At 68.9% G+C, this 20,696-nt stretch carries 15 protein-coding genes; 11 read left to right on the top strand and 4 right to left on the bottom strand.

Going from position 1 to position 20,696, the window contains the following annotated elements:
• Positions 1–5: 5 nt before the first annotated feature.
• The 4 genes from B4M43_RS10140 to tssA all read right to left on the bottom strand — a co-directional run bounded on the left by B4M43_RS10140 (position 6) and on the right by tssA (position 3,693).
• Positions 6–494 carry an Hcp family type VI secretion system effector gene (locus B4M43_RS10140; RefSeq protein WP_296266619.1) on the bottom strand — a complete coding sequence of 163 codons (489 nt, stop codon included), beginning with the start codon at positions 492–494 and terminating at the stop codon, positions 6–8.
• 72 nt (positions 495–566) lie between these two features.
• Positions 567–2,060, bottom strand: a complete 1,494-nt coding sequence (tssC, locus tag B4M43_RS10135; protein ID WP_296266616.1) for a type VI secretion system contractile sheath large subunit — start codon at positions 2,058–2,060, stop codon at positions 567–569.
• A gap of 11 nt (positions 2,061–2,071) precedes the next feature.
• On the bottom strand, positions 2,072–2,587 hold the full coding sequence (gene tssB / locus B4M43_RS10130) for a type VI secretion system contractile sheath small subunit (RefSeq protein WP_296266614.1): 516 nt from the start codon (positions 2,585–2,587) through the stop codon (positions 2,072–2,074).
• Between the two features lie 71 nt (positions 2,588–2,658).
• The gene (gene tssA, locus B4M43_RS10125; protein WP_296266612.1) at positions 2,659–3,693 is read right to left on the bottom strand and encodes a type VI secretion system protein TssA; all 1,035 of its coding nucleotides are present in this window, start codon (positions 3,691–3,693) and stop codon (positions 2,659–2,661) included.
• A 382-nt stretch (positions 3,694–4,075) separates the two neighbouring features.
• Here tssA and tagH point away from each other — a divergent pair, with 382 nt between their 5' ends.
• From tagH to B4M43_RS10070, 11 genes are read left to right on the top strand one after another with little or no spacing between them, the layout of a single operon-like run.
• Positions 4,076–5,668: a type VI secretion system-associated FHA domain protein TagH gene (gene tagH, locus B4M43_RS10120; protein WP_296266610.1), complete on the top strand. Its 1,593-nt coding sequence runs from the start codon at positions 4,076–4,078 to the stop codon at positions 5,666–5,668.
• A gap of 47 nt (positions 5,669–5,715) precedes the next feature.
• Positions 5,716–6,207, top strand: a complete 492-nt coding sequence (tssJ, locus tag B4M43_RS10115; protein WP_296267311.1) for a type VI secretion system lipoprotein TssJ — start codon at positions 5,716–5,718, stop codon at positions 6,205–6,207.
• A 15-nt stretch (positions 6,208–6,222) separates the two neighbouring features.
• A complete protein-coding gene (gene tssK / locus B4M43_RS10110; RefSeq protein ID WP_296266608.1) occupies positions 6,223–7,557 on the top strand; it encodes a type VI secretion system baseplate subunit TssK in 1,335 nt (444 codons plus the stop codon).
• Positions 7,558–7,563: 6 nt separating this feature from the next.
• On the top strand, positions 7,564–8,865 hold the full coding sequence (locus B4M43_RS10105) for a DotU family type VI secretion system protein (protein WP_296266606.1): 1,302 nt from the start codon (positions 7,564–7,566) through the stop codon (positions 8,863–8,865).
• A complete protein-coding gene (gene tssM / locus B4M43_RS10100; RefSeq protein ID WP_296266605.1) occupies positions 8,862–12,368 on the top strand; it encodes a type VI secretion system membrane subunit TssM in 3,507 nt (1,168 codons plus the stop codon). Before B4M43_RS10105 ends, tssM begins: the two co-directional genes overlap by 4 nt.
• Complete coding sequence (gene tagF / locus B4M43_RS10095) at positions 12,365–13,024, top strand: type VI secretion system-associated protein TagF (protein ID WP_296266603.1); 660 nt, start codon at positions 12,365–12,367, stop codon at positions 13,022–13,024. The genes tssM and tagF overlap by 4 nt, the downstream gene beginning before the upstream one ends.
• Positions 13,021–13,749 (top strand): PP2C family protein-serine/threonine phosphatase, encoded by a 729-nt coding sequence (locus B4M43_RS10090; protein ID WP_296266601.1) that lies wholly within the window; start codon positions 13,021–13,023, stop codon positions 13,747–13,749. The genes tagF and B4M43_RS10090 overlap by 4 nt, the downstream gene beginning before the upstream one ends.
• Entirely contained in the window at positions 13,746–16,904 is a 3,159-nt protein-coding gene (locus B4M43_RS10085) for a serine/threonine-protein kinase (protein ID WP_296266599.1), read from the top strand. The genes B4M43_RS10090 and B4M43_RS10085 overlap by 4 nt, the downstream gene beginning before the upstream one ends.
• Positions 16,901–17,617 carry an ABC transporter ATP-binding protein gene (locus B4M43_RS10080; protein WP_296266597.1) on the top strand — a complete coding sequence of 239 codons (717 nt, stop codon included), beginning with the start codon at positions 16,901–16,903 and terminating at the stop codon, positions 17,615–17,617. The genes B4M43_RS10085 and B4M43_RS10080 overlap by 4 nt, the downstream gene beginning before the upstream one ends.
• A complete protein-coding gene (locus tag B4M43_RS10075) occupies positions 17,614–18,819 on the top strand; it encodes an FtsX-like permease family protein (protein ID WP_296266595.1) in 1,206 nt (401 codons plus the stop codon). Before B4M43_RS10080 ends, B4M43_RS10075 begins: the two co-directional genes overlap by 4 nt.
• Entirely contained in the window at positions 18,812–20,623 is a 1,812-nt protein-coding gene (locus B4M43_RS10070) for a formylglycine-generating enzyme family protein (protein ID WP_296266594.1), read from the top strand. The genes B4M43_RS10075 and B4M43_RS10070 overlap by 8 nt, the downstream gene beginning before the upstream one ends.
• Positions 20,624–20,696: the final 73 nt, after the last annotated feature.

Raw genomic sequence — 20,696 nt, 5'->3', positions numbered from 1 at the left:
GAAGGTCAGATCTTCACGTTCTGGCGTACGTTCCAGCCGTACTTGATCGCGCCGCCGTCTTTGCTGCCATCGGCTTTCTGCGGCTGGTAGTCGACCGTGACCTTGGCGAAGTTCAGGCTGATGTTCTCGGTCAGACGATCGTCGCCGCCCGAACCACCGGTGCTCAGCGAGCTGATCAGCACTTCTTCGAGGTTGATGATCAGGTACTCGACCTGGCTTTCGCCGCCTGCCTTGCGCACGGTCAGCTTGACCTTGTCGATGTGCTTGCCGCTGGAGCAGTGCGCCATCAGGTTGGGGCTGGACTTGTCGACGTACTTGGTCAGCGACAGGTCCTGGATGTTCACCTTGCCGGCACCGCCGCCGCCGCCCAGGTGCATGTTGCCGGACTGGGCCATGCCCCAGTGCCAGTTCAGCACGTCGATCTCGTCCTTGTGGGTCTTGTCCATGGACTCGCCCTTGATGTCACCGATCTTGATGAAAATGTCTACTGCCATGATCTCTCCAGCGTTTCGTCTCGGGGTGCGTTAGGCCGGCACGGGTTCGTCCGCGCCGGCCGGGGGAATGCCTCAGGCGCCCTTGGCCGAAGGCAGCTTCGATACCAGGCGCAGCGACACGGTCAGCCCTTCGAGCTGGTAGTGCGGGCGCAGGTAGAAGCGCGAGTTGTAGTAACCGGGGTTGTTCTCGACTTCCTCGACCACGACCTCGGCGGCGGCCAGCGGGTGCTGGGCCTTGGTGGTTTCGGTGGAGTGCGCCGGATCGCCGTCGACATAGTTGAGGATCCAGTCCTGCAACCAGCGCTGCATCTCGTCCTTTTCCTTGAACGAGCCGACCTTGTCGCGAACGATGCACTTGAGGTAGTGGGCGAAGCGGCAGGTGGCGAACAGGTACGGCAGGCGCGCCGCCAGGTTGGCGTTGGCGGTGGCGTCGGCATCGTCGTATTCGGCGGGCTTTTGCAGCGACTGCGCACCGATGAACGCGGCGAAGTCGGTGTTTTTCTTGTGCAGCAGCGGCATGAAGCCGTTCTTCGCCAGCTCTGCCTCGCGACGGTCGGAAATGGCGATTTCGGTCGGGCACTTCATGTCCACGCCACCGTCGTCGGTGGGGAAGGTGTGCGCCGGCAGGCCCTGCACTTCACCACCCGATTCCACGCCGCGGATGCGCGAGCACCAGCCGTAGTGCTTGAACGAACGGTTGATGTTCACGGCCATGGCGTAGGCGGCGTTGGCCCAGGTGTACTTGCTGCTGTCGGCGCCGTCGGTGTCTTCCTCGAAGTCGAAGGCCTCCACCGGATCGGTCTTGGCGCCGTAGGGCAGACGGGCGAGGAAACGCGGCATGGTTAGGCCGATGTAACGGGCGTCTTCCGATTCGCGCAGCGAACGCCAGCCGGCGTATTCGGGGGTGGTGAAGATCTTGCTGAGGTCGCGCGGGTTGGACAGCTCCTGCCACGAGCCCATGCCCAGCACGGTCGGCGCGGCGGCCGAGATGAACGGCGCGTGCATCGAGGCGCAGACCTTGGCCATCTCGCCGAGCAGTTCGACGTCGGGCGGCGACTGGTCGAAGTAGTAGTCGCCCACCAGGCAGCCATAGGGCTCGCCGCCGAACTGGCCGTACTCTTCCTCGTAGAGCTTCTTGAACACCGGGCTCTGGTCCCAGGCGGTGCCCTTGAATTTCTTCAGGGTGCGGTGCAGGTCTTTCTTCGATACGTTGAGCACGCGGATCTTCAGCTGCTCGTCGCTCTCGGTGTTGTTGACCAGGTAGTGCAGGCCGCGCCAGGCGCTTTCCAGCTGCTGGAAGTCGGGGTGATGGATGACCTGGTTGACCTGGGCGGTGAGCTTGGCGTCGATGGCGGCGATGATCTGCTCGATCGAACCGATGGCATCGTCCGAGACCAGGTTGGTCTGCGCCAGGGCCTGTTCGGCGAGGGTGCGCACGGCGCTCTCGACGGCTTCCTTGGCGCGTTCGGTCTTGGGTTTGAACTCCTGCAGCAGCAGGGCGGCGAAGTCGCTGGTCTGTTCGGTGCTGGCCGGCTGGGCCTGGTTGTCGCGCTGGGCGTCGTTCATGGCGGGGCTCCTCAGGCCTTGGGCTCGGTGTCAGCGGGCTTGGGCGCGCTGGCCAGGGCCTGCAGCAGGGCAGGGTCCTTGATGGCTTTGAGAATGATGTCTTCGGCGCCGGTCTTGCCGTCCATGTAGGTCAGCAGGTTGGCCAGTTGGGTGCGTGCCTCGAGCAGCTGGTTCAGCGCGTCGACCTTGCGCGCCACGGCGGCGGGGCTGAAGTCGTCCATGCTCTCGAAGGTCAGGTCCAGGCTCAGGTTGCCTTCGCCGGTCAGCGCGTTGGGCACGTTGAAGGCGACCCGGGGCTGCATGGCCTTGAGGCGCGCGTCGAAGTTGTCGACGTCGATCTCCAGGAACTTGCGTTCCTCGATCGCCGGCAGCGGCTCGGCCGGCTTGCCAGCGAGGTCGGCCAGCACGCCCATGACGAACGGCAGCTGGACCTTCTTCTCGGCGCCGTACAGTTCGACGTCGTATTCGATCTGCACCCGCGGCGCACGGTTGCGCGCGATGAACTTCTGGGAGCTGTCTTTCGCCACGTTGTTCCTCCTGGTCGCCTTCGAGGCGGTGTGGTGTGGGTGCGGGCGTTACGCAATGGGATTGGCGGGTATTAGTCGGGCTCTGGGCCACGAAGGTTCTCGAACTGCGACAGGCCATCGGGAATCAGGTCGCGCACGATGGTGGCGAAATCGGCGTCCACCAGGTTCTGCGCGCGGCGCAACAGCACCGGCAGCGGGCTCGAGGGTTCGTGGCGGGCGTAGTACTGCAGCAACTTGTCGAGGCTGGCGCGCACGTCCTGGCGGCTGTTGATCTCGCCGGCGCGGGCGGCGGGGCGGGCAGCGACCGCGCCGGCTGGGGCATCGGCGCCAGGCGCGTCGGCCGCTTGGGCGTCGGCCGGGGCGTGGTCGGGGCCGGTGGCGTCGAGGTTGGCGTAGTCGAGCAGCACCTGGCGGCCTTGGCGCAGCAACTGGCTGAGCGGGGTGAGGTCGACGCCGCTGGCCGAACCCACCTGCTCGTTGACCCCTCGCTCGATGGCCTCGCAGGCGTTCAGGGCCGTGTCCAGGGCTTCGTGGGTCTGCGCCAGCAGGGCCGGGTCGGTGTCGCGCAGGGCGGCGCTCAGCTCTTCGACGCTCAGGGGCGCTTGCGCGCCGGCCTGGAAGCCGGCGGCCTGCACGGCGCCACGCAAGCTGACCTGGCCGAAGGTGCGCGAACGGGCCAGCACGGCGTCGCGCAGCAGGCTCAGGGTGTTGTCGCTGGTCAGGCCGGCCAACGCATTGATGCGCACGGTGGGGTCGTTGCCGTCGTCGGCATCGAGCTGCGGGTGCAGGTGCAGCCAGTAGTCGGCGAGCAGCGCGCGGATCAGTTCCAGACTGGCGGCCAGGCCCGGCACGCCGTGCAGGGCCAGGCGCGCTTGGGTCAGGAAGTGGGTGATGCGCAGGTCTTTGCTGCGTTCGAGCAGCGCCTGGCAGGCCTGCTCGATCTGACGCCAGTCGGGCGGTTCGGCAGGCTGCACGGCATCGCCCATGACGCGTTCGGGGCGGCCTTGCGCATCCCGTTCGAGCTGAAGGAATTGTGCGTCGTATTCGAGGTCTGTTCCGCACGGGAAGTCATCGGAAACAGGCGCCAAGAGCTGCGAGTTATTCACCGAAGAACGCCGTCCTTGTCAGTTCGTGATGAAGGTTTGTTGAAGCGCCAGGCTGTTTTGTGAGCGAATGCACAAACCTGTTAATTAAAAATTGGGTGATATCACAGTGATATCATTGAGCGATTACGAAGTTGCGCATTTATGGTTTATTTCGTAAATGCTGTCAAGGTAAGCTAGCGCGGCCCGACGCCGCGTTAAAAGCTCGGAAATACTTGTAACAGGCATCACAGAACACGCTGGATAATCACTTTCGAGACCTGTACGAAACGGCATAAGTTGTCGTTTTGTAAAACGTTCAATGTCTTGATCGAGTATTCATGCGGCTCCGAGGCCAAGGCGCAAGCGGGCGCGGGCGACGATCGAACCATACGCAGGAGGCGCGATGGCACTTTGCCTTACCATCACCAGTTACCACAAAATAACCCCGGGGCAAGCCTCGGAGTTTACGGTGGGTGAGGGTGCGATCACCATCGGCAGAAATGCAGAGAACGATTGGGTTTTGCCCGACCCGGAGCGTTTAGTGTCCTCGCGGCATTGCACCATTCAGTACCGCGACGGGCGTTATTACTTGACCGACAACAGCACCAACGGCAGCGAGCTGGTAAACGCCGGCGTCAAATTGCGACGCGGAAACAGCGAGCCGTTGCAGCACGGTGAAGTTATTCGTATCGGTGATTACGAGATACAGGCCAGAATCGATTCAGCCCCGGCCGGGGCGCTGCCCGGGCAGGCCGAGCCGGCGAGTTTCGAGGCCCTCATGGCCAACCAGGTCAGTGCGGCTGCGGCGCCCGCCGCCGCGTTCGCGCCAGGCGCCCGCAGCCACCAGACCTTGCCCGACCTGTTCGATTTCCTTGGACCTTCCAGCGTGCCTGCGCCCAGCCAGCCCGACCACGTGCCGGCCCAACAGCACGATTTCCGGCCGCCCACGCCGATTCCTGCACCTGCACCTGCACCTGCACCTGCACCTGCACCTGCACCTGCACCTGCACAGATTGCCGAGCCGCCGGCACCTGTCGCCCCCGCGCCAGGCCCGCTTGGTTTGATTCCGGCAGACTGGGATGCGCTGGCGCCTGCCGCCGCGCCCGTCATACCCGTAACCGCGCCCGATATTGCACCAGCGCCCATGCCCGAAATCGCGCCGCCCGACGTCGCCACGCCGCCCGCATCGGGCGCCGCTGCCCCCGCGCCGTGGACGGCACCGATGCCACAGCCGCCGTCCTTCCCTGAAGCGCCGCCCGAACCAGCGCCGGTCGATGTGTTGAGTCCACAGCCACAGCCACAGCCACAGCCAGAGCCAGAGCCAGAGCCAGAGCCAGCGCCAGCGCCGGTCGCCGTGTCGCACCCACAGCCGGCTTCCGTACCGGCCGCGCCGGCCACCGCCCATCCTGACGACCTGCTCACCGCCTTCCTGCGCGGCGCAGGCATCGAGCACCTGCGCATCGACGCCGCCCAGGCCCAGGCGCAGATGGAAGCGCTGGGCCGCAGCTACCGGCTGATGGTCGAAGGCCTGATCGACGTGCTGCGCGCGCGCAGCAGCCTGAAAGGCGAGTTCCGCCTGCAACAGACCAGCATCGCCCCGGTGCAGAACAACCCGCTGAAGTTCGCCCCCAACGCCGACGAAGCGCTGCTGTTGCTACTGCGCCACGGCAATGCCGCGTTCATGGCCCCGGACCAGGCGGTGCGCGACAGTTTCGACGACCTGCGCGCCCACCAATTGGCGGTCATGGCCGGCATGCAGGCGGCCATCGAGCATCTGTTGGCGCGCTTCGAGCCCGGCCAGCTGGAGGCACGCCTGGCCCCGGCCTCGGGCCTGGCCAAAGTGTTCGGTGGCTCGCGCCAGGCCCACTGCTGGCAGCAGTTCACCGCGCTGTACGGGCAGATGTCCCGTGAAGCCGAAGACGATTTCCACGATTTGTTCGGTCGCGAATTCAGTCGCGCCTACGAAGCCCATGCCACTCGCCCAGCGCGCGATTGAACGAGCCTGCCGATCAGGATGATCCCCACCCCGTGACCACCACCAAGATGCACCTCACCCGCTGGGCCGCCATTGCGGCCCTGTCGCTGCTCGCCGCGTGCAGCAAGGACGCCCCGCCCGCCGAGGTGGCGGCGCCCGCCGCGCCTGAGGTGAGCCTGTACTTCAGCGCCGCCGCCGGGCTCAACCCCGGCGCTGGCGGCGAAGCGGCCCCGGTGCGCGTGCGTCTGTTCGAGCTGAAGAACGCCGCCGCCTTCGAGCGCGCCGACTATTTCGCCCTGGCCGAACGCGCCCAGGCCACCCTCGGCGCCGACCTCCTCGACCAGGACGAAGTGCTGCTGCGTCCCGGCCAGCAACTGCACCTGCACCGCCCGCTGGACCCGGCCACGCGTCAGGTCGGGCTGGTGGTGGGCTACCGCGAGATCGACCGCGCCCAATGGCGCAGCGTCTTGCCCGTGCCGCCGCGCGACTATCAGATCAGCCTCGATGTGCGCGCCGTGCGCAGCGCCGAAGCCGCCCCCCAACCTGCGCCTGCCCGTTAGGCCATCGGAGCTCTCATGTCCTGGAACAATCGTGTCGTCTGGTCGGAAGGCATGTTCGTCACCACCCAGCATTTCCAGCAGCAGGACCGCTACCTGGAGAACCTCGTCGATGCCCGCAGCCGGCCCTTGCAGGCGGCGGCCTGGGGCTTTTCCGAGCTGCTCGTCGACCAGGGCCTGCTGAGCCAGGGCAAGCTGGCCATCCTCAGCGCCCGCGGCCTGCTGCCCGATGGCACGCCCTTCGACATCCCCCGCGACGACCTGCCGCCGCCGCCCCTGGAGATTCCCGAAGACCTGCGCGACGGCGTGGTGTACCTGGGCCTGGCGCTCAAGCGCGCCGGCGCGCGCGACACCGTCGAGGCCGGCGAGCCGGTGGAAGGCGCGCGTTACGTCAGCCGTGTCAGCGAAGTGCGCGACGACAACGCGCCGTTCGAGAATCGCGCCGCCCTGGCCCTGGGCAGCCGCGCCCTGCGCCTGCTGCGCGAGGAAGACGGCCTGAGCGACCACGCCGCGCTCGGCGTGGTGCGCATCCGCGAACGCCGCGCCGACCGTGCCCTGGTGCTCGACGAGCGCTACATCCCGCCGTTGCTCGACGTGGCCGCCAACGCCCAGTTGTCGGGCTTTCGCAGCGAGCTGCTGGGCTTGCTGCACCAGCGCGGCGAGGCCCTGGCCGGCCGCGTGGTGGCCTCGGCCAATGGCGGCGCCTCGGAAATTGCCGACTTCATGCTGCTGCAACTGGTCAACCGCGCCCAACCGCTGCTCGAGCACCTCAACCAGTTGAGCCCGGTGCACCCGGAGCGGCTGTATAGCGAACTGCTGGCGCTGGCCGGCGAGTTCGCCACCTTCACCCGCGATGCGCGGCGCCCGGACAGCTTCCCGATGTACCAGCACGACGACCTGCTGGCCACCTTCACGCCGGTCATGACCGCGCTGCGCGAAGCCCTGTCGATGCTGATCGACAGCAAGGCCGTGGCCATCCCCATCGTCGAGAAGGCCTACGGCATCCACGTGGCGATGCTGGCCGACCGCAGCCTGCTCGACAGCGCCAGCTTCATTCTCGTGGTGCGTGCCGACGTGCCCAGCGAAACCCTGCGCAGCCGCTTCGGCCAGCAGAGCAAGATCGGTGCGGTGGAAAGCATCCGCGACCTGGTCAACCTGCAACTGCCGGGCATCGGCCTGCTGCCGCTGCCAGTGGCGCCGCGGCAGATTCCGTTCCATGCCGGCTCCACCTACTTCGAACTCGACCGCGGCAGCGAACACTGGCAGATGCTGCAGAACAGCGGCGGCTTCGCCTTCTATGTGGCAGGCGATTTCCCTGGTTTGAGCCTGGCCTTCTGGGCCATCCGAGGATAAGCACCGATGCAGCCCGACGAGCCGAGCGGCAACGACCGCACACAGTTCATGCCGCGCCCCGGTGGCCGCACGCCGCAACCGGCCAGTGCCGCGCCGGCCGCGCCTCTGAGCATGCCCGGCGAACCCCTGGCGCCCGGCCAGGGCCAAGGCCTCAACCCGCTGGAGCAGGCGGCCGGCCCGCTGCTGAGCCTGCTCACGCGGCTGCGCAACACCCTGGCCCATCCGGCCCCGGCCAGCCTGCGCGCGCAGTTGCTGGCCTACCTGCGCGAGTTCGAAGCCCGCGCCGAAGCGGCCGGGGTGCCGCGCAACGAAGTGCTGCTGGCGCGCTATGCGCTGTGCACCGCGCTCGACGAAGCGGTGCTGAGCACGCCGTGGGGCAGCGGCAGCGACTGGGGCAAGCAGAGCCTGCTGATCACCGTACACAACGAGGCCTGGGGCGGCGAAAAGGTGTTCCAGTTGCTCGAACACTGCCTGCAAAGCCCACGCGAGCGACTCAACCTGCTCGAATTGCTCTACCTGTGCACCAGCCTCGGCTTCGAAGGCCGTTATCGGGTCATGCCCGGTGGCCGCGCCCAGCTCGACGCCCTGCGCGAGCGCACCGCCGCGGCGATCCGCGGTGCCCGCGGCGAGGCCGAGCGCGAGCTGTCGCCGCATTGGCGCGGCGTGGTGGCCAAGCGCGACCGGCTGGCGCAGTTCGTGCCGGCCTGGGTCGCCCTGGCCGTCGCCCTGGCCGTGCTGCTGTTGGCGCTGCTCGGTCTGCGCCTGATGCTGGCCTCCGACGCAGAGCCGGTGTTCCGTGGCATCCACGCCTTGGGCGAGATTCCGGTGCAGGCCATGGACCGCCCGGTGACTCAGCCCAAGCCGATCGAACGGCCGCGCCTGGCGGGCTTCCTGGCCGAGGACATCAAGGCTGGACGGGTGGCCGTGGAAGACGCGGTCGACCGCTCGGTGGTGACCCTCCGTGGCGACGAACTCTTCGCCAGCGCCAGCGCCAGCATCAAAGGCGACTACCAGGCCTTGCTGACACGCATCGCCGCTGCGGTGGACAAGGTCAAAGGCGACGTGCGCATCACCGGGCACAGCGACAACCAGCCCATCGCCACACTGCGCTTCCCATCCAACTGGGCACTGTCCCAGGCCCGCGCCGAAGAGGTGCGGGCCATGCTCGCCGCGCGCACCGGGCAGCCCGAACGCTTCACCGCGAAGGGTTTGAGCGACACCGAACCTTTGGCCTCCAACGCTACCGCGCAAGGGCGGGCGAAGAACCGCCGGGTCGAAATCACTGTTCTGGCGGAGGGTGTGGAGTGAAGGCGTTGCTTGGATTCGTGGTGCGTTGGATCGTGCCCCTGTTGGGCCTGGTGGCGCTGAGCCTGATCATCTGGTTCGTCGGCCCGCTGTTCGATGTGCTGGCCAGCCCTGCGGCGCGCTGGACGCTGATCGGCCTGCTGTTCGCCGTCTGGCTGGCCTGGCGCGTCTACGCCCTCGTCAAGGCCCGGCGGCAGGCGGCCAAGGTATTGCAGAGCCTGGCCGCCGAGACCCCGCCGGACCCTGCCAGCGTGGCCACCGCCCAAGAGCTGAGTAGCCTGCGCCAGCGCATGGACGAGGCCCTGGCGCTGCTGAAGAAAGCGCGTCTGGGCGGCGACGAGCGGCGCAACCTGTACGAGCTGCCGTGGTACGTGATCATCGGCCCACCTGGCTCGGGCAAGACCACCGCGTTGGTCAATTCCGGGCTGCATTTTCCCCTCGCTGCGCAACTGGGCGAAGGCGCCATTCGCGGCGTGGGCGGCACCCGCAACTGCGACTGGTGGTTCACCGACCAGGCCGTGCTGCTCGACACCGCCGGGCGCTACACCACCCAGGACAGCCATGCCCAGGTCGACAAGGCGGCCTGGCTGGGCTTTCTCGACCTGCTGCGCCAGCAGCGCTCGCGCCGGCCCATCGACGGCGCGTTCATCGCCATCAGCCTGGCCGACCTGCTGTTGGCCAGCGAGGCCGAGCGCGCCGCCCATGCCGCGGCGATCCGCGCCCGCATTCAGGAGCTGTACGAACGGCTGGGCGTGCGTTTCCCCATCTACCTGATGCTGACCAAGCTCGACCTGGTGCCCGGCTTCATGGAGTTCTTCGACAACCTGGGCAAGGAAGAGCGCGCCCAGGTCTGGGGCATGACCTTCGCCCTCGACGACGACGGGCAGGGCGAAGGCCCGCTGGGGCAGTTCGCCGGCGAGTTCGCCTTGCTCGAACAGCGCCTCAACCAGCGCCTGGTCGAGCGCTTGCAGCAGGAGCGCGACCCCAGCCGACGCGACCTGGTGTACGGCTTCGCCCAGCAGTTCGCGGCCTTGCGCGGCAGCCTGGAAAGCTTCCTCGACGGCGTGTTCAAACCCAACGCCTTCGAAACCCGCGCGCTGTTGCGCGGCGTGTACTTCACCAGCGGCACCCAGGAAGGCAGCCCCATCGACCGGCTGATCGGCAGCATGGCGCAGAGCATGGGCCTGGACCGCGCGCAACTGGCGCGCCAGAGCGGCAGCGGACGCAGCTATTTCATCCAGCGCCTGTTCAGCGACGTCGCCTTCGCCGAGCGCGGCCTGGCCGGCAGCAACCCCAAAGTCGAGCGCAGACGGCGTTGGCTGACCCGTGGCGCGCTGGCCCTGAGCGTGCTGCTGGTGTTGGTGGTCGGCACTTTGTGGGCCTTGAGCTACCGCGCCAACCAGGCCTACATCGCCCAGGTCGAACAGCGCCTGCAACCGGTGGGGCAGAGCGTGCAGGCCCTGAGCCCGGCGCAGCGCAGCGTGCTCGACGTGTTGCCGCTGCTCAACGCCGTGCGACACCTGGCCGACGATCCGCCGGCCTGGGCCGAAGGGCTGGGCCTGTACCAGGGCGACATGCTCGAAAGCGAGTCGGCCAGCGTCTACCGCAAGCTGCTGATCGCGGTGTTCGCGCCGCGTCTGGTGACGCGCATCGAAGAGCAGCTGTATGGCGCGCAGTCGTCCGACTACCTCTACGAAGGCCTCAAGGCCTACCTGATGCTCGCCGACGGCGACCACTACGACGCCGACTTCATCAAGGCCTGGGTGCTGCTGGACTGGGAGCGCGCCTTGCCGCGCGACCTGGCCCCCGAGCAACGCCAGGACCTGCAACGGCACCTCGACGCGCTGTTCGAGCGGCGTCCGCCCAATGCCCGGCTCGACCAGCACCTGATCGACGACGTGCGTCGGCAGTTGCAGCAATTGCCGGTGGCCCAGCGCGTATACGACCGGGTCAAGCGCCAGCCGTTGCCGCCTGGGGTGAGCGATGTGCGCCTGAGCGAAGCGGCCGGGCGCGATGCCGCCCTGGTGCTGCGGCGCAAGAGCGGCAAGCCCTTGGGTGAGCCGCTGCCTGGACTGTTCACGGTCAAGGGCTACCGCCAGGCGTTTCTCGCCGCCAGCCTGGCGCAGAGCGCCACCTTGGCCGAAGAGCGCTGGGTGCTGGGCCGCGAGATCAACGACGCCGGCGATGCCAAACGCCTGGCCGACGACGTGCGCCAACTGTATTTCCAGGACTACATCCGCCAGTGGGACGCCCTGCTGGCCGACCTCGACGTGGTGCCGGTGACCAGCGTCGGGCAGGCCGCCGACGTGCTGCGCGTGCTCTCCGGCCCGGCCTCGCCGCTGAAGAAGCTGTTGCAGACGGTGGCCGTGGAAACCAACCTGCAACAGCCCGACACCCTCGACCACGCCAAGGCCAAGGTCGAACAGGCCGGGGTCGATCAGTTGCGCCAGCGCCTCGGCGGGCTGCTCGGCGAGGCACCGGCTGCCGATGCGGCCACCCAGGTGGCGCCCCGCGATCCGGTCACCGAACACTTCGCGCCGCTGGCGGCACTGGTCGAGGGCGGCGAAGGCGGGGCGGTGCCCATCGACGGTCTGCTCACCGACCTCAACGCCTTGTACGTGCAGGTCAGCGCCATGGTCGGCGCCAGCGGCGACGCGCTGCTGGGCGAGGCCAAGAACCAGGCCCAGGCTGCGGCGCAGCGCGTCTCGCTGGGCGCGGCGCGGCAGCCGCAAGTGGTCCAGGACATGGTCGGCTCGGTGGTCGGCTCGACCAACGCGGTGGTCATGGGCGGCGTGCGCAACCAGCTCAACGCGGCCTGGAAGAGCGAGGTGGTCAACGTCTACCGGCAGTCGCTGGGCGGCCGTTATCCGCTGGCGCCCGGCAGCAGCCAGGACGCGACCCTGGAAGACTTCGGCCTGTTCTTCGGGGTCGGCGGGGTGATGGACAACTACTTCCGCAAATACCTGCAACCCTACGTCAACACCAGCACCTCGCCGTGGAGCTGGCAGCCGGGTGCGGCGCAGAAGCTGGGCATCAACGCCAACGTGCTGGGCACCTTCCAGCGTGCGGCGAACATCCGCGACGCGTTCTTCCGCAACACCGGCAGCACCCAGCCGCTGGTGCGCTTCGAGCTCAAGCCGGTGGCCATGGACGCGTCCATCACCCAGTTCCTGCTCGACCTCGACGGCCAGCAGGTCAGCTACGACCACGGCCCTAGCCGGCCGGTCGCGGTGCAATGGCCGAACAACAACGGTATCGGTGTGGTGCGCCTGTCGATCACGCCGCCTGCGGCCAGCGGCCGCTCGGGCAAGACCCTGGAGGGGCCATGGGCCTGGTTCCGCTTGCTGGAGCAGTCCGACCTGGTCGGCGCCGGCTCCCCGGAGCGCTTCAACCTGCGCTTGCGGGTCGACGGCCTGAGTGTGTCCTACGAGCTGCGTGCGAGCAGCGCCTTCAACCCGTTCCGCGCTCGTGTGCTGAACGGCTTCAGCCTGCCGGAGCGTTTGTGAGCGAAGTCGGTTTCTACGGCAAGCTGGCCTGCCGCGGCGATTTCGTCAGCCGCGGCCTGAGTGCGAGCTTCATCGAGCCCTGGGACCAGTGGTTGGCCGCGGGGCTACAGACCTGCCGCCGCCAGTTGGGCGAAGCCTGGCTGGAGGCCTACTTGGTCAGCCCCTTGTGGCGTTTCGCCCTGGCGCCTGGCGTGTGTGGGCCGCAGGCGATGGTGGGCGTGGTGATGCCGAGCATCGACCGAGTAGGACGCTACTTTCCCCTGACCGTGGCGCAATCGCTGGCGCCGCAGGCCTCGTTGGCCGCCGTGGTCGGAGGCCATGACGACTGGTTCGAGCGGGCCGAGGCCCTGTTGCTCGCCAGCCTCGAAGCCGACGCGGGCTTCGAAGCCTTCCTCGCGGCGGTGGATGCCCTGGGCGGGTTCGACGTGCCGGCGCGCATCGCCGCGCAGACGGTACCGGGCGGCCTCGAACGGCTGCCGGCCGAGTGGCCGCAGGCGCGCACCCTGGCCCTGGCCGACGCCGCCTGTGTCGGCATGAGCCTGTGGTGGGGGCAGGGCTCGGCGCGCATCGCGCCGGGGTTGATGCGTTGCGCGGGGTTGCCGCGCAGCGAAGATTTCGCCGGGTTCATCCTGGGTAAAGAGGCAGCGTGCACATGACCGCCCTGCAGTACACCGCGGCCAGCTACAGCCACACCGGCATGGTTCGCCAGATCAACGAAGACGCCTGTCTGGAGCTGACCGCCGAAGGCCTGTGGGCCGTGGCCGACGGCATGGGCGGGCATGCGGCGGGCGACTACGTCAGCAGCCTGACCGTCGACAGCCTGCGCCACCTGCCCGCCGGGCACGACCTGGGCGCGCGCGCCCAGGCGCTGCGCGACAGCCTGGCCCAGGTCAACCGCGCGGTACGCGCCGAAACCCTGCGCCGCGGCGTGCGCATGATGGGCAGCACTGTGGTGGTGCTGAGCGTGCAAGGCGACCAGGGCGTGGCCTTGTGGGCCGGCGACAGCCGCCTGTACCGCCTGCGCGATGGCCGCTTGCAGCGCCTGACCCACGACCACAGCTACGTGCAGGAATTGCAGGACAGCGGCCTGCTGAGCGAGGCCGAGGCCCGCGAGCACCCGCGCGGCAACATCATCACCCGTGCCATCGGCGTGCAGGAGCGGTTGGAGTTGCAGAGCGTGGAGTTGCACATCGAGCGCGACGACACCTACCTGCTGTGCAGCGACGGCCTGACCCGCACCGCCGAAGACGACGAGATCGCCGGCGTGCTCGGCCACCCCGATCCTTACCAGGTGGTACGCAGCCTGGTGCACCTGGGCCTGACCCGCGGCGCGCCCGACAACATCACCGCCATCGTGATCAAGGCAGGCACCGGCCGATGACCCCCGACATGCACATCCCCGGCTTCGACATCGAGGGCGAGATCGGCCAAGGCGCCATGGCCAGCGTGTACCTGGCGACCCAGCGTTCCTTGCAGCGCAAGGTCGCGCTCAAGGTCATGGCGGCGAGCCTCGCCCAGGACCCGACCTTCTGCGAGCGCTTCCTGCGCGAGGGCCGCACCCTGGCGCGCCTGTCCCACCCGCACATCGCCACCATCCACGACATCGGCAACGTCGGCGACCTGTACTACATGGCCATGGAGTTCCTGCCCAACGGCACGCTCAAGGAGCGTCTGGACGCCGGCCTGGCCCCCGAAGAAGGGCTGCTGTACGTGCGCCAGATCGCCCAGGCGCTGGGCTATGCCCACAGCGAAGGGCTGGTGCACCGCGACGTCAAGCCGGCCAACATCCTGTTCCGCGCCGATGGCACGGCGGTGCTGTCGGACTTCGGTATCGCCAAGTCGCTCGACGACCGTACCCAGTTCACCCAGGCCGGCTTCGCCGTCGGCACGCCGAGCTACATGAGCCCCGAGCAGGCCCGGGGCCTGGACATCGACGGCCGCGCCGACCTCTATGCGTTGGGGGTGGTGCTCTACGAACTGCTGGCCGGCGAGCTGCCCTATGCCGGCGTGGACGCCTTGTCCACCGCGCTGGCGCACCTGACCGAGCCGCTGCCCGAGCTGCCCGTGCGCCATGGCCGTTACCAGCCGATCCTCAGCCGCCTGCTGGCCAAGGCGCCCGACGAACGCTTCAGCGACGCCGCCGCCCTGCTGGCGGCGCTCGACCGCCTGCCGGTGCAGGACGACGGCGCCACGGTGTTCCGCCCGCTGACCGCCCACGAAGCGCTGGCGCCATTGACGCCGGAAGGCCTGGCGCCGCAGGTGGCGGCAGCTTCGGCGGGTATGGCCGCGAACCCGGCCCGGGCCGATGCGGCTGCGCCGGTGACGCCCGCATACAGCCTGGACAAGCCGGCCGCGGCCACGCCGCCTGGGCCGGCCGCCAACGCGCCGGCCACGCACAAGCCCGCATCCCTCGCGTCCGAGGTGGGCAAGCCCAGTCCGTCCGGCTGGCGCACCCCTCCGCCGCCCGGCGCCGCACCTGCCAGCCCCGCGCCCAAGCCTGCGCGCAAGGCGCTGCTGGGGCTGGCCATCGCCGCCGCGCTGGGCCTGGCCGCCGGCGGCTACTGGCTGCTGCGCGACACGTCCGAACCCGCGCCACGAGCCGACGCCCAGCCCGCCCAGAGCACCGTCGCGCCCTTGGCCGACGCCAATGCCGAAGGCGACCGCCCCTTGCTGATGCCCGGCAAGAAAACCCTGTTCCAGCGCGTGCTGAGCAAGCCCGACGCGCGCCTGGTCGATGCGCCCGGTGCCCGCGACGGTAGCGCCGTGCCAGCGTTTTCCGTGCTGTACGTCTACCAGCGCAAGACCGTCGACGGCCAGCCCTGGGTGCAGGTGGGCGCGGCCAGCGACGGGCAGCGCGAAGGCTGGATCGCCGCCGACCGGCTGAGCGACTGGAAGCAGAGCCTGGTGCTGACCTTCACCGAGCGCTCCGGGCGCGCGCCGTCGCTGTTCCTGCGCCAGGCCGACGACGTGCAGCGCCTGCTCGACGCGCCGGAGCAGGCCAAAGCCGTGCTGGCCAAGGCGCAAAGCACGCCCGAGCAAGTGCCCGAGGTCATGGCCCTGGAGCCTGTGGCCAGCGCGGTGGCGGCCAGCCAGTTCTACCTGATGCCGATCTTCGACTTCCGCGAGAGCTTCGACGCCAACGGCCAGCCCGTGCAACTGCTCAACATCGCCTCCATCGACCCCGGCAGCGCCGCCAGCGACACGCGTCAAGCCGCGCCAGCTGCCATGACGAACGCTGCCGGCGCCACACCGGCCGGCGACAACGCCTTCCGCACCGGCATCGTCCTGGTGGTCGACACCTCGGTGTCGATGCAGCCCTACATCGACCGGGTCCGCCAGGTGGTCAGCGAACTGCAAGGGCAACTGGCCGCCCGTGGCGAGCTGGACAACGTCAGCTTCGGCCTGGTGGGCTTTCGCAACAGCGTCGAGCGCACACCGGGCCTGGAATACCTGAGCAAGACCCTGGTCAGCCTGGAGCAGGGCCGCGACCCGGCGCGCTTCCTGCGCGCGGCCAGTGCGGTCAAGGCCACCACGGTGTCCAGCCAGGCCTTCAACGAAGACGCCTTCGCCGGCGTCATGCAGGCCGTCGAGGGCATGGACTGGTCCGGCTACGGCGGACGCATCGTGCTGCTGGTCAGCGACGCCGGAGCGCTGCGCAAGAACGACCCGTTCAGCAGCACGCACATGAACGAAGCCGAAGTGCGCCAGGCGGCGCTGAGCAAGCAGATCAAGGTCTATGCCCTGCACCTGCGTACTCCGGCCGGCGCCAACAACCATGCCAGCGCGGAAACCCAGTACCGGGTGCTGACCGCCGACGCCAACCCGCAGATCGGCGACCTCTACGTGTCGGTGCCTGGGGGCGACGTGACGCAGTTCGGCGAGCGCGTGCGCGAGATCGGCTCGACCTTCGCCGAGCTGGCCCACCAGGTGCGCGAGCGCCAGGCGCAGGCCGCGCCGCAACTGGGTGCCGCGCCGAGCCTGGCGGCCAAGACCCAGGCCATCGGCTATGCCATGCACATGGATTTTCTCGGCCGCCAGCACGCCAGCCAGGCGCCGCAACTGGTCAGCGCCTGGACCGCCGACCGCGACCTGAGCAACCCGGCGCTACCGGCCCTGCAAGTGTGCGTGATGCTGACCAAGCTGCAGCTCAACGACCTGCAGCAGTCGCTCAAGCTGATCGTCGACGCCGCGCGCAAGACGCGCAGCTCGCCCGGCGACTTCTTCAACGAGATCGCCAGCGCCAGCGCTTACATGAGCCGCGACCCCGGCGCCCTGAAAAAAGGCGCCAACCTGGCCGCCAGCGGCGTGCTGGGCGAGTACCTGGAGGGCCTGCCGTACCGCAGCAAGTCGTTGAGCATGACCCAGGAGCTGTGGCTGTCGCTGTCGGTGGCCGAACAGGAAGACTTCATCGACGAGCTCGATTCGAAGATCCGCCTGTACGAGACCTTCCACAACGACCTCGGCAACTGGGTCCGTTTCGGTAACGCGGCACCGGGCGATGCCCTGTATCGCGTGCCGCTGTCGACCTTGCCATGATCGTCGTGCGCCAGTTGGGCAAGCGCCGCGGCGACGGCGAGCAACGCTTCACCTTGCAGGTCGAGCGGTTGCACCTGAGCGCAGGCCAGGCGCTGGCCATAGTCGGCCCCAGTGGCTGCGGCAAGAGCACTTTGCTCGACCTGCTGGCCCTGACCCTGGCGCCCGACACGGCGGCCACCTTCGACTTCACCCCGGCAGGCGCCGCGCACGACGTGGCGGCGCACTGGCGGCAGGGCCGGCGCGACCGGCTGACGCAGTTGCGCAGCCGCCACATCGGCTACGTGCTGCAAGCGGGCGGGCTGCTCGGGTTTCTCGATGTGCGCGGCAACATCGCGCTGCCGCGGCGCCTGTCGGGACTGCCTGCCGACGGCGGCGTCGAGCGGCTGGCCCAGGACCTGGACATCCACGGGCTGCTGGGGCGCTACCCCGACACGTTGTCGGTTGGGCAGCGCCAGCGCGTCGGCTGCGCCCGCGCCTTGGCCCACGGGCCACAGCTGCTGCTGGCCGACGAGCCGACCGCAGCGCTGGACCCGGTCAACGCCCAGCGCGTCATGCACCTGTTGCTGCGCCAGGTGCGTGCGCAGGGCATCGCCTGCGTGGTCGCCAGCCACGACGAAGCCTTGATGCGCGAAGCGGGGCTGACGGTGGTGCGCATCGGCTGCCAGCGCGATGCCGACGGCGGCGTCACCGCGCGCCTGGAGCCGGTGCCATGAGGCGCTTGGGGCTGATCGCCGGCCTGGCCTGGCAGGACTACCGCCGCGAAGCGCGGCTGTCGGCCTGCCAGGTGCTGGCCCTGGTGGCGGTGGTCGCGCCGCTGCTGGTGCTGTTCGGGCTCAAGTTCGGCCTGGTCGGCAGCCTCACCGAACGTTTGCAGCGCGAGCCGTCGGTGCGCGAAATCATCCCCTTGGGCGGTGGCCGCTTCGACGCCGAGTTCATCGCCCGGCTCGCCGAGCGCCGCGAAGTGGCCTTCGCCATCGTGCGCACCCGGCAGATCGCCGCCACCGCCGATTTGCTGGTGCCGGGGGCCAAGCGCGGAGTAACCGCCGAAATGCTGCCCACCGCCAAGGGCGATCCACTGTTGCAGGGCCTGGCCGCGCCCACCGAGCTGCACCAAGTGGTGCTCAGCTTCACCGCCGCGCAAACCCTGGGTGCCCAGGCCGGTACCGCCCTGCGCGCCAGTTTCGGCCGCCAGCGCAACGGCGAGGTACAGTGGCAGGCGCTGACCTTGCAGGTGCAGGCGGTGCTGCCCTTGAGCGCCTTCGAGCGCGACGCGCTGTTCGCGCCTCTGGCGCTGCTCGAAGCGGTCGAAGACTACCGCGACGGGCGCGCCGTGCCGGCCCTCGGCTGGCCGGGGCAGGAGCAGGACGCCGATGCGCCGCGGGTGTACCCGGCGTTTCGTCTGTATGCGCGCCAGCTCGACGACGTCGAGCCGCTGCGCCAGTGGTTCGCCGCCCGGCAGTTGCTGGTCTCGACCCAGGCCGCGCAGATCGCCCAGGTGCAGTCGCTCAGCCGTAACCTCGACCTGGTGTTCTGGCTGGTGGCCGCCTTGGCCGTGGCCGGTGCCGTGGCGGCGGTGGCGGCCGGCGCGGTGGCGGCGGTGCAGCGCAAGCGCCGTGAGCTGGCGGTGCTGCGTTTGCTGGGCCTGGGCACCGCGGCCCTGCTGCTGTTCGTGGTGGCGCAGGCGCTGTACAGCGGCCTGCTGGCGGCGGGCGTGGCGGCGCTGCTGTACGCCCTGGCCGAGCGCGGTTTAAACCATCTGTTCGTGCAGGCGCCGGGCGAATACGCCAGCCGCCTGTTGCCTGTGCATTACGCCATCGCCCTGGCCGCCGTGCTCGGCGCCAGCGCCTGCGCCGCGGCCTTGGGCGGCTGGCGCGTGGCGCGTATCGACCCTTCGCAAGGAATCCGAGATGTCTGAATGCCGTTTGCGGGCCATGGCCCTGCTGCTCACCGCCTTGGGTTTGGGCGCCTGCTCGCCGGGCGACGAGGCCCAAGCGCCGAAGGTCAAGGCTGCGGCCGCCACGCCGTCGGCCTCGGCGGCAACGCCTGGCGCCGCATCGCCGGCGGCGCCGGCCGTGGACGGCGAAAAGCTCGACAACCCCAAGCCCCTGGCCGACGACATCAGCCTGCCGCTGCCGTGTGGCGGGCAAATGGTGTTCCGTCACGTCTACGTATTGGCCGAAGGCACCCTGGACGACCGTGAGGTCAACCTGGGCTACCCGTTCAGCGAAGGCGAGCCTGGCTACAAACAGTCGTTCATTTCCGGCTACCGGCGCGACTTCATCAACGGCCAGTTCAGCCTCGACGACCTGGCGCCGCAGTGGCGCAAGCGCATCGGCGCCAGCTTGCCGAGCCTGGAGGCCGGCAGCCCGCTCAAGCCGATGATGTACTTCATCGGCAAGTACGAAGTGACCGCCCGCCAGTACGCCCAGGTCATGGGCCAGGCGCAGTCGCTGGCCAGCGGCGCGCCGGCCCCGGCCTGCGAGGCCGACGGCGGCATGGCCGGGCGCCTGCCCAAGGTCGATCTGTCGCGCTTCGAGGCCGAGCGTTTCTCGGCGGTCTACAGCGCCTGGCTGCTCAAGCACCACCGCGACCTGCTGCCGGTCAGCGGTCGCGGGCAGAACGCCGAGGAGGGCGGCATCGGCTTCGTCCGCCTGCCCACCGAAGTGGAGTGGGAGTTCGCCGCCCGCGGCGGTTCGGCGGTCAGCCGCCAGGACCTGGAAGGGCGGCTGTTCCCGCGCAGGCTCGAAGGCAGCGACAGCGACGGACCGCTGGCCGACTGGGCGGTGTTCAACCAGGTGGCCGGTGGTAGCGGCCAGGCCGCGCGGCTGATGCCGATCGGCACGCGCCAGCCCAACCCGCTGGGGCTGTTCGACGTCATCGGCAACGCCGCCGAAATGGTCCAGGAGTCGTTCCAGCTGGTGCATGCCGGGCGTCGCCAAGGCGCCTATGGCGGTTTTGTGGTCAAGGGCGGCAATTACCTCGAAGGCGAGGGCACGCTGTTCACCGGCATGCGCCGCGAGTACCCGCTGTTCGCCGCCGACGGCAGCGAGCAGCACAACGCCACCACCGGTTTCCGCGTCGCCATCGGTGCGCTGTCGGCGCCGCGCTCGCGCTACCCGGAGCTGTTCGAGCAGTGGCAGAAGGAGGGCCGGCTGGCCAACCTGACCGACGACATCCAGGCCGCCGACGATCCCACCCAGCGTCTGGACAGCATCATCGCCACCACCACCGACCCGCGCTTGCAGGCCGAGCTGGGCGTGGTCAACGAAGAGCTCAAACGCACCGTGTCGCTGATCGCCCGCCAGCGCGAGGACGCCGCCGGCAACCTGATCCAGTCGGCTGCCCTGGTGGCCGAAACCATCAACAACTACAACATCCGCCTGAGCAACATGCGCAAGAGCCAGGCCGATGCCCAGGCCGCCGGCGACCAGCCCACCGCACGCATGTTCGGCCTGGCCATGAGCAACGGGCAGACGGCACTCAACGGCGCCGTCGCGATCTACATCGACAACCTGGCCAGCGGCACACGCTACACCGATGCCGTGATCCAGGCGCAGTTCCAGCGGGTCAAGGCGGAGTTGGCCCGCAACCCGGTGCTGGGCAAGAGCCTGACCGCGCGCGCGACGCTGTTCGTCAAGCACGTGGGCGAGTATCGGCAGAACCGCCGCGCAGACCCGGCGACGGTGCTCAAGGAGCTGTTGGCGTCGGCCACCCGCTGACGTGCAGGGACCGTGTCATTGAAAGGAACACCGGTCGGCATGAGGCTGACCGGGCATCTAAAAACCCAAGAGA

The organism is Pseudomonas sp. UBA6562 (assembly GCF_002434265.1).
Lineage (GTDB): Bacteria > Pseudomonadota > Gammaproteobacteria > Pseudomonadales > Pseudomonadaceae > Aquipseudomonas.
The sequence above is the reverse complement of the archived record's forward strand: the minus strand, read 5'-3'. Positions and strand labels throughout refer to the sequence as shown.

Bases quoted from the DNA above. Each gene is read 5' to 3' on its own strand.
- B4M43_RS10140 (WP_296266619.1), bottom strand. From the start codon at position 494: ATGGCAGTAGACATTTTCATCAAGATCGGTGACATCAAGGGCGAGTCC.
- tssC (WP_296266616.1), bottom strand. From the start codon at position 2,060: ATGAACGACGCCCAGCGCGACAACCAGGCCCAGCCGGCCAGCACCGAA.
- tagH (WP_296266610.1), top strand. From the start codon at position 4,076: ATGGCACTTTGCCTTACCATCACCAGTTACCACAAAATAACCCCGGGG.
- tssJ (WP_296267311.1), top strand. From the start codon at position 5,716: ATGCACCTCACCCGCTGGGCCGCCATTGCGGCCCTGTCGCTGCTCGCC.
- tssK (WP_296266608.1), top strand. From the start codon at position 6,223: ATGTCCTGGAACAATCGTGTCGTCTGGTCGGAAGGCATGTTCGTCACC.
- B4M43_RS10105 (WP_296266606.1), top strand. From the start codon at position 7,564: ATGCAGCCCGACGAGCCGAGCGGCAACGACCGCACACAGTTCATGCCG.
- B4M43_RS10090 (WP_296266601.1), top strand. From the start codon at position 13,021: ATGACCGCCCTGCAGTACACCGCGGCCAGCTACAGCCACACCGGCATG.
- B4M43_RS10085 (WP_296266599.1), top strand. From the start codon at position 13,746: ATGACCCCCGACATGCACATCCCCGGCTTCGACATCGAGGGCGAGATC.
- B4M43_RS10080 (WP_296266597.1), top strand. From the start codon at position 16,901: ATGATCGTCGTGCGCCAGTTGGGCAAGCGCCGCGGCGACGGCGAGCAA.
- B4M43_RS10075 (WP_296266595.1), top strand. From the start codon at position 17,614: ATGAGGCGCTTGGGGCTGATCGCCGGCCTGGCCTGGCAGGACTACCGC.
- B4M43_RS10070 (WP_296266594.1), top strand. From the start codon at position 18,812: ATGTCTGAATGCCGTTTGCGGGCCATGGCCCTGCTGCTCACCGCCTTG.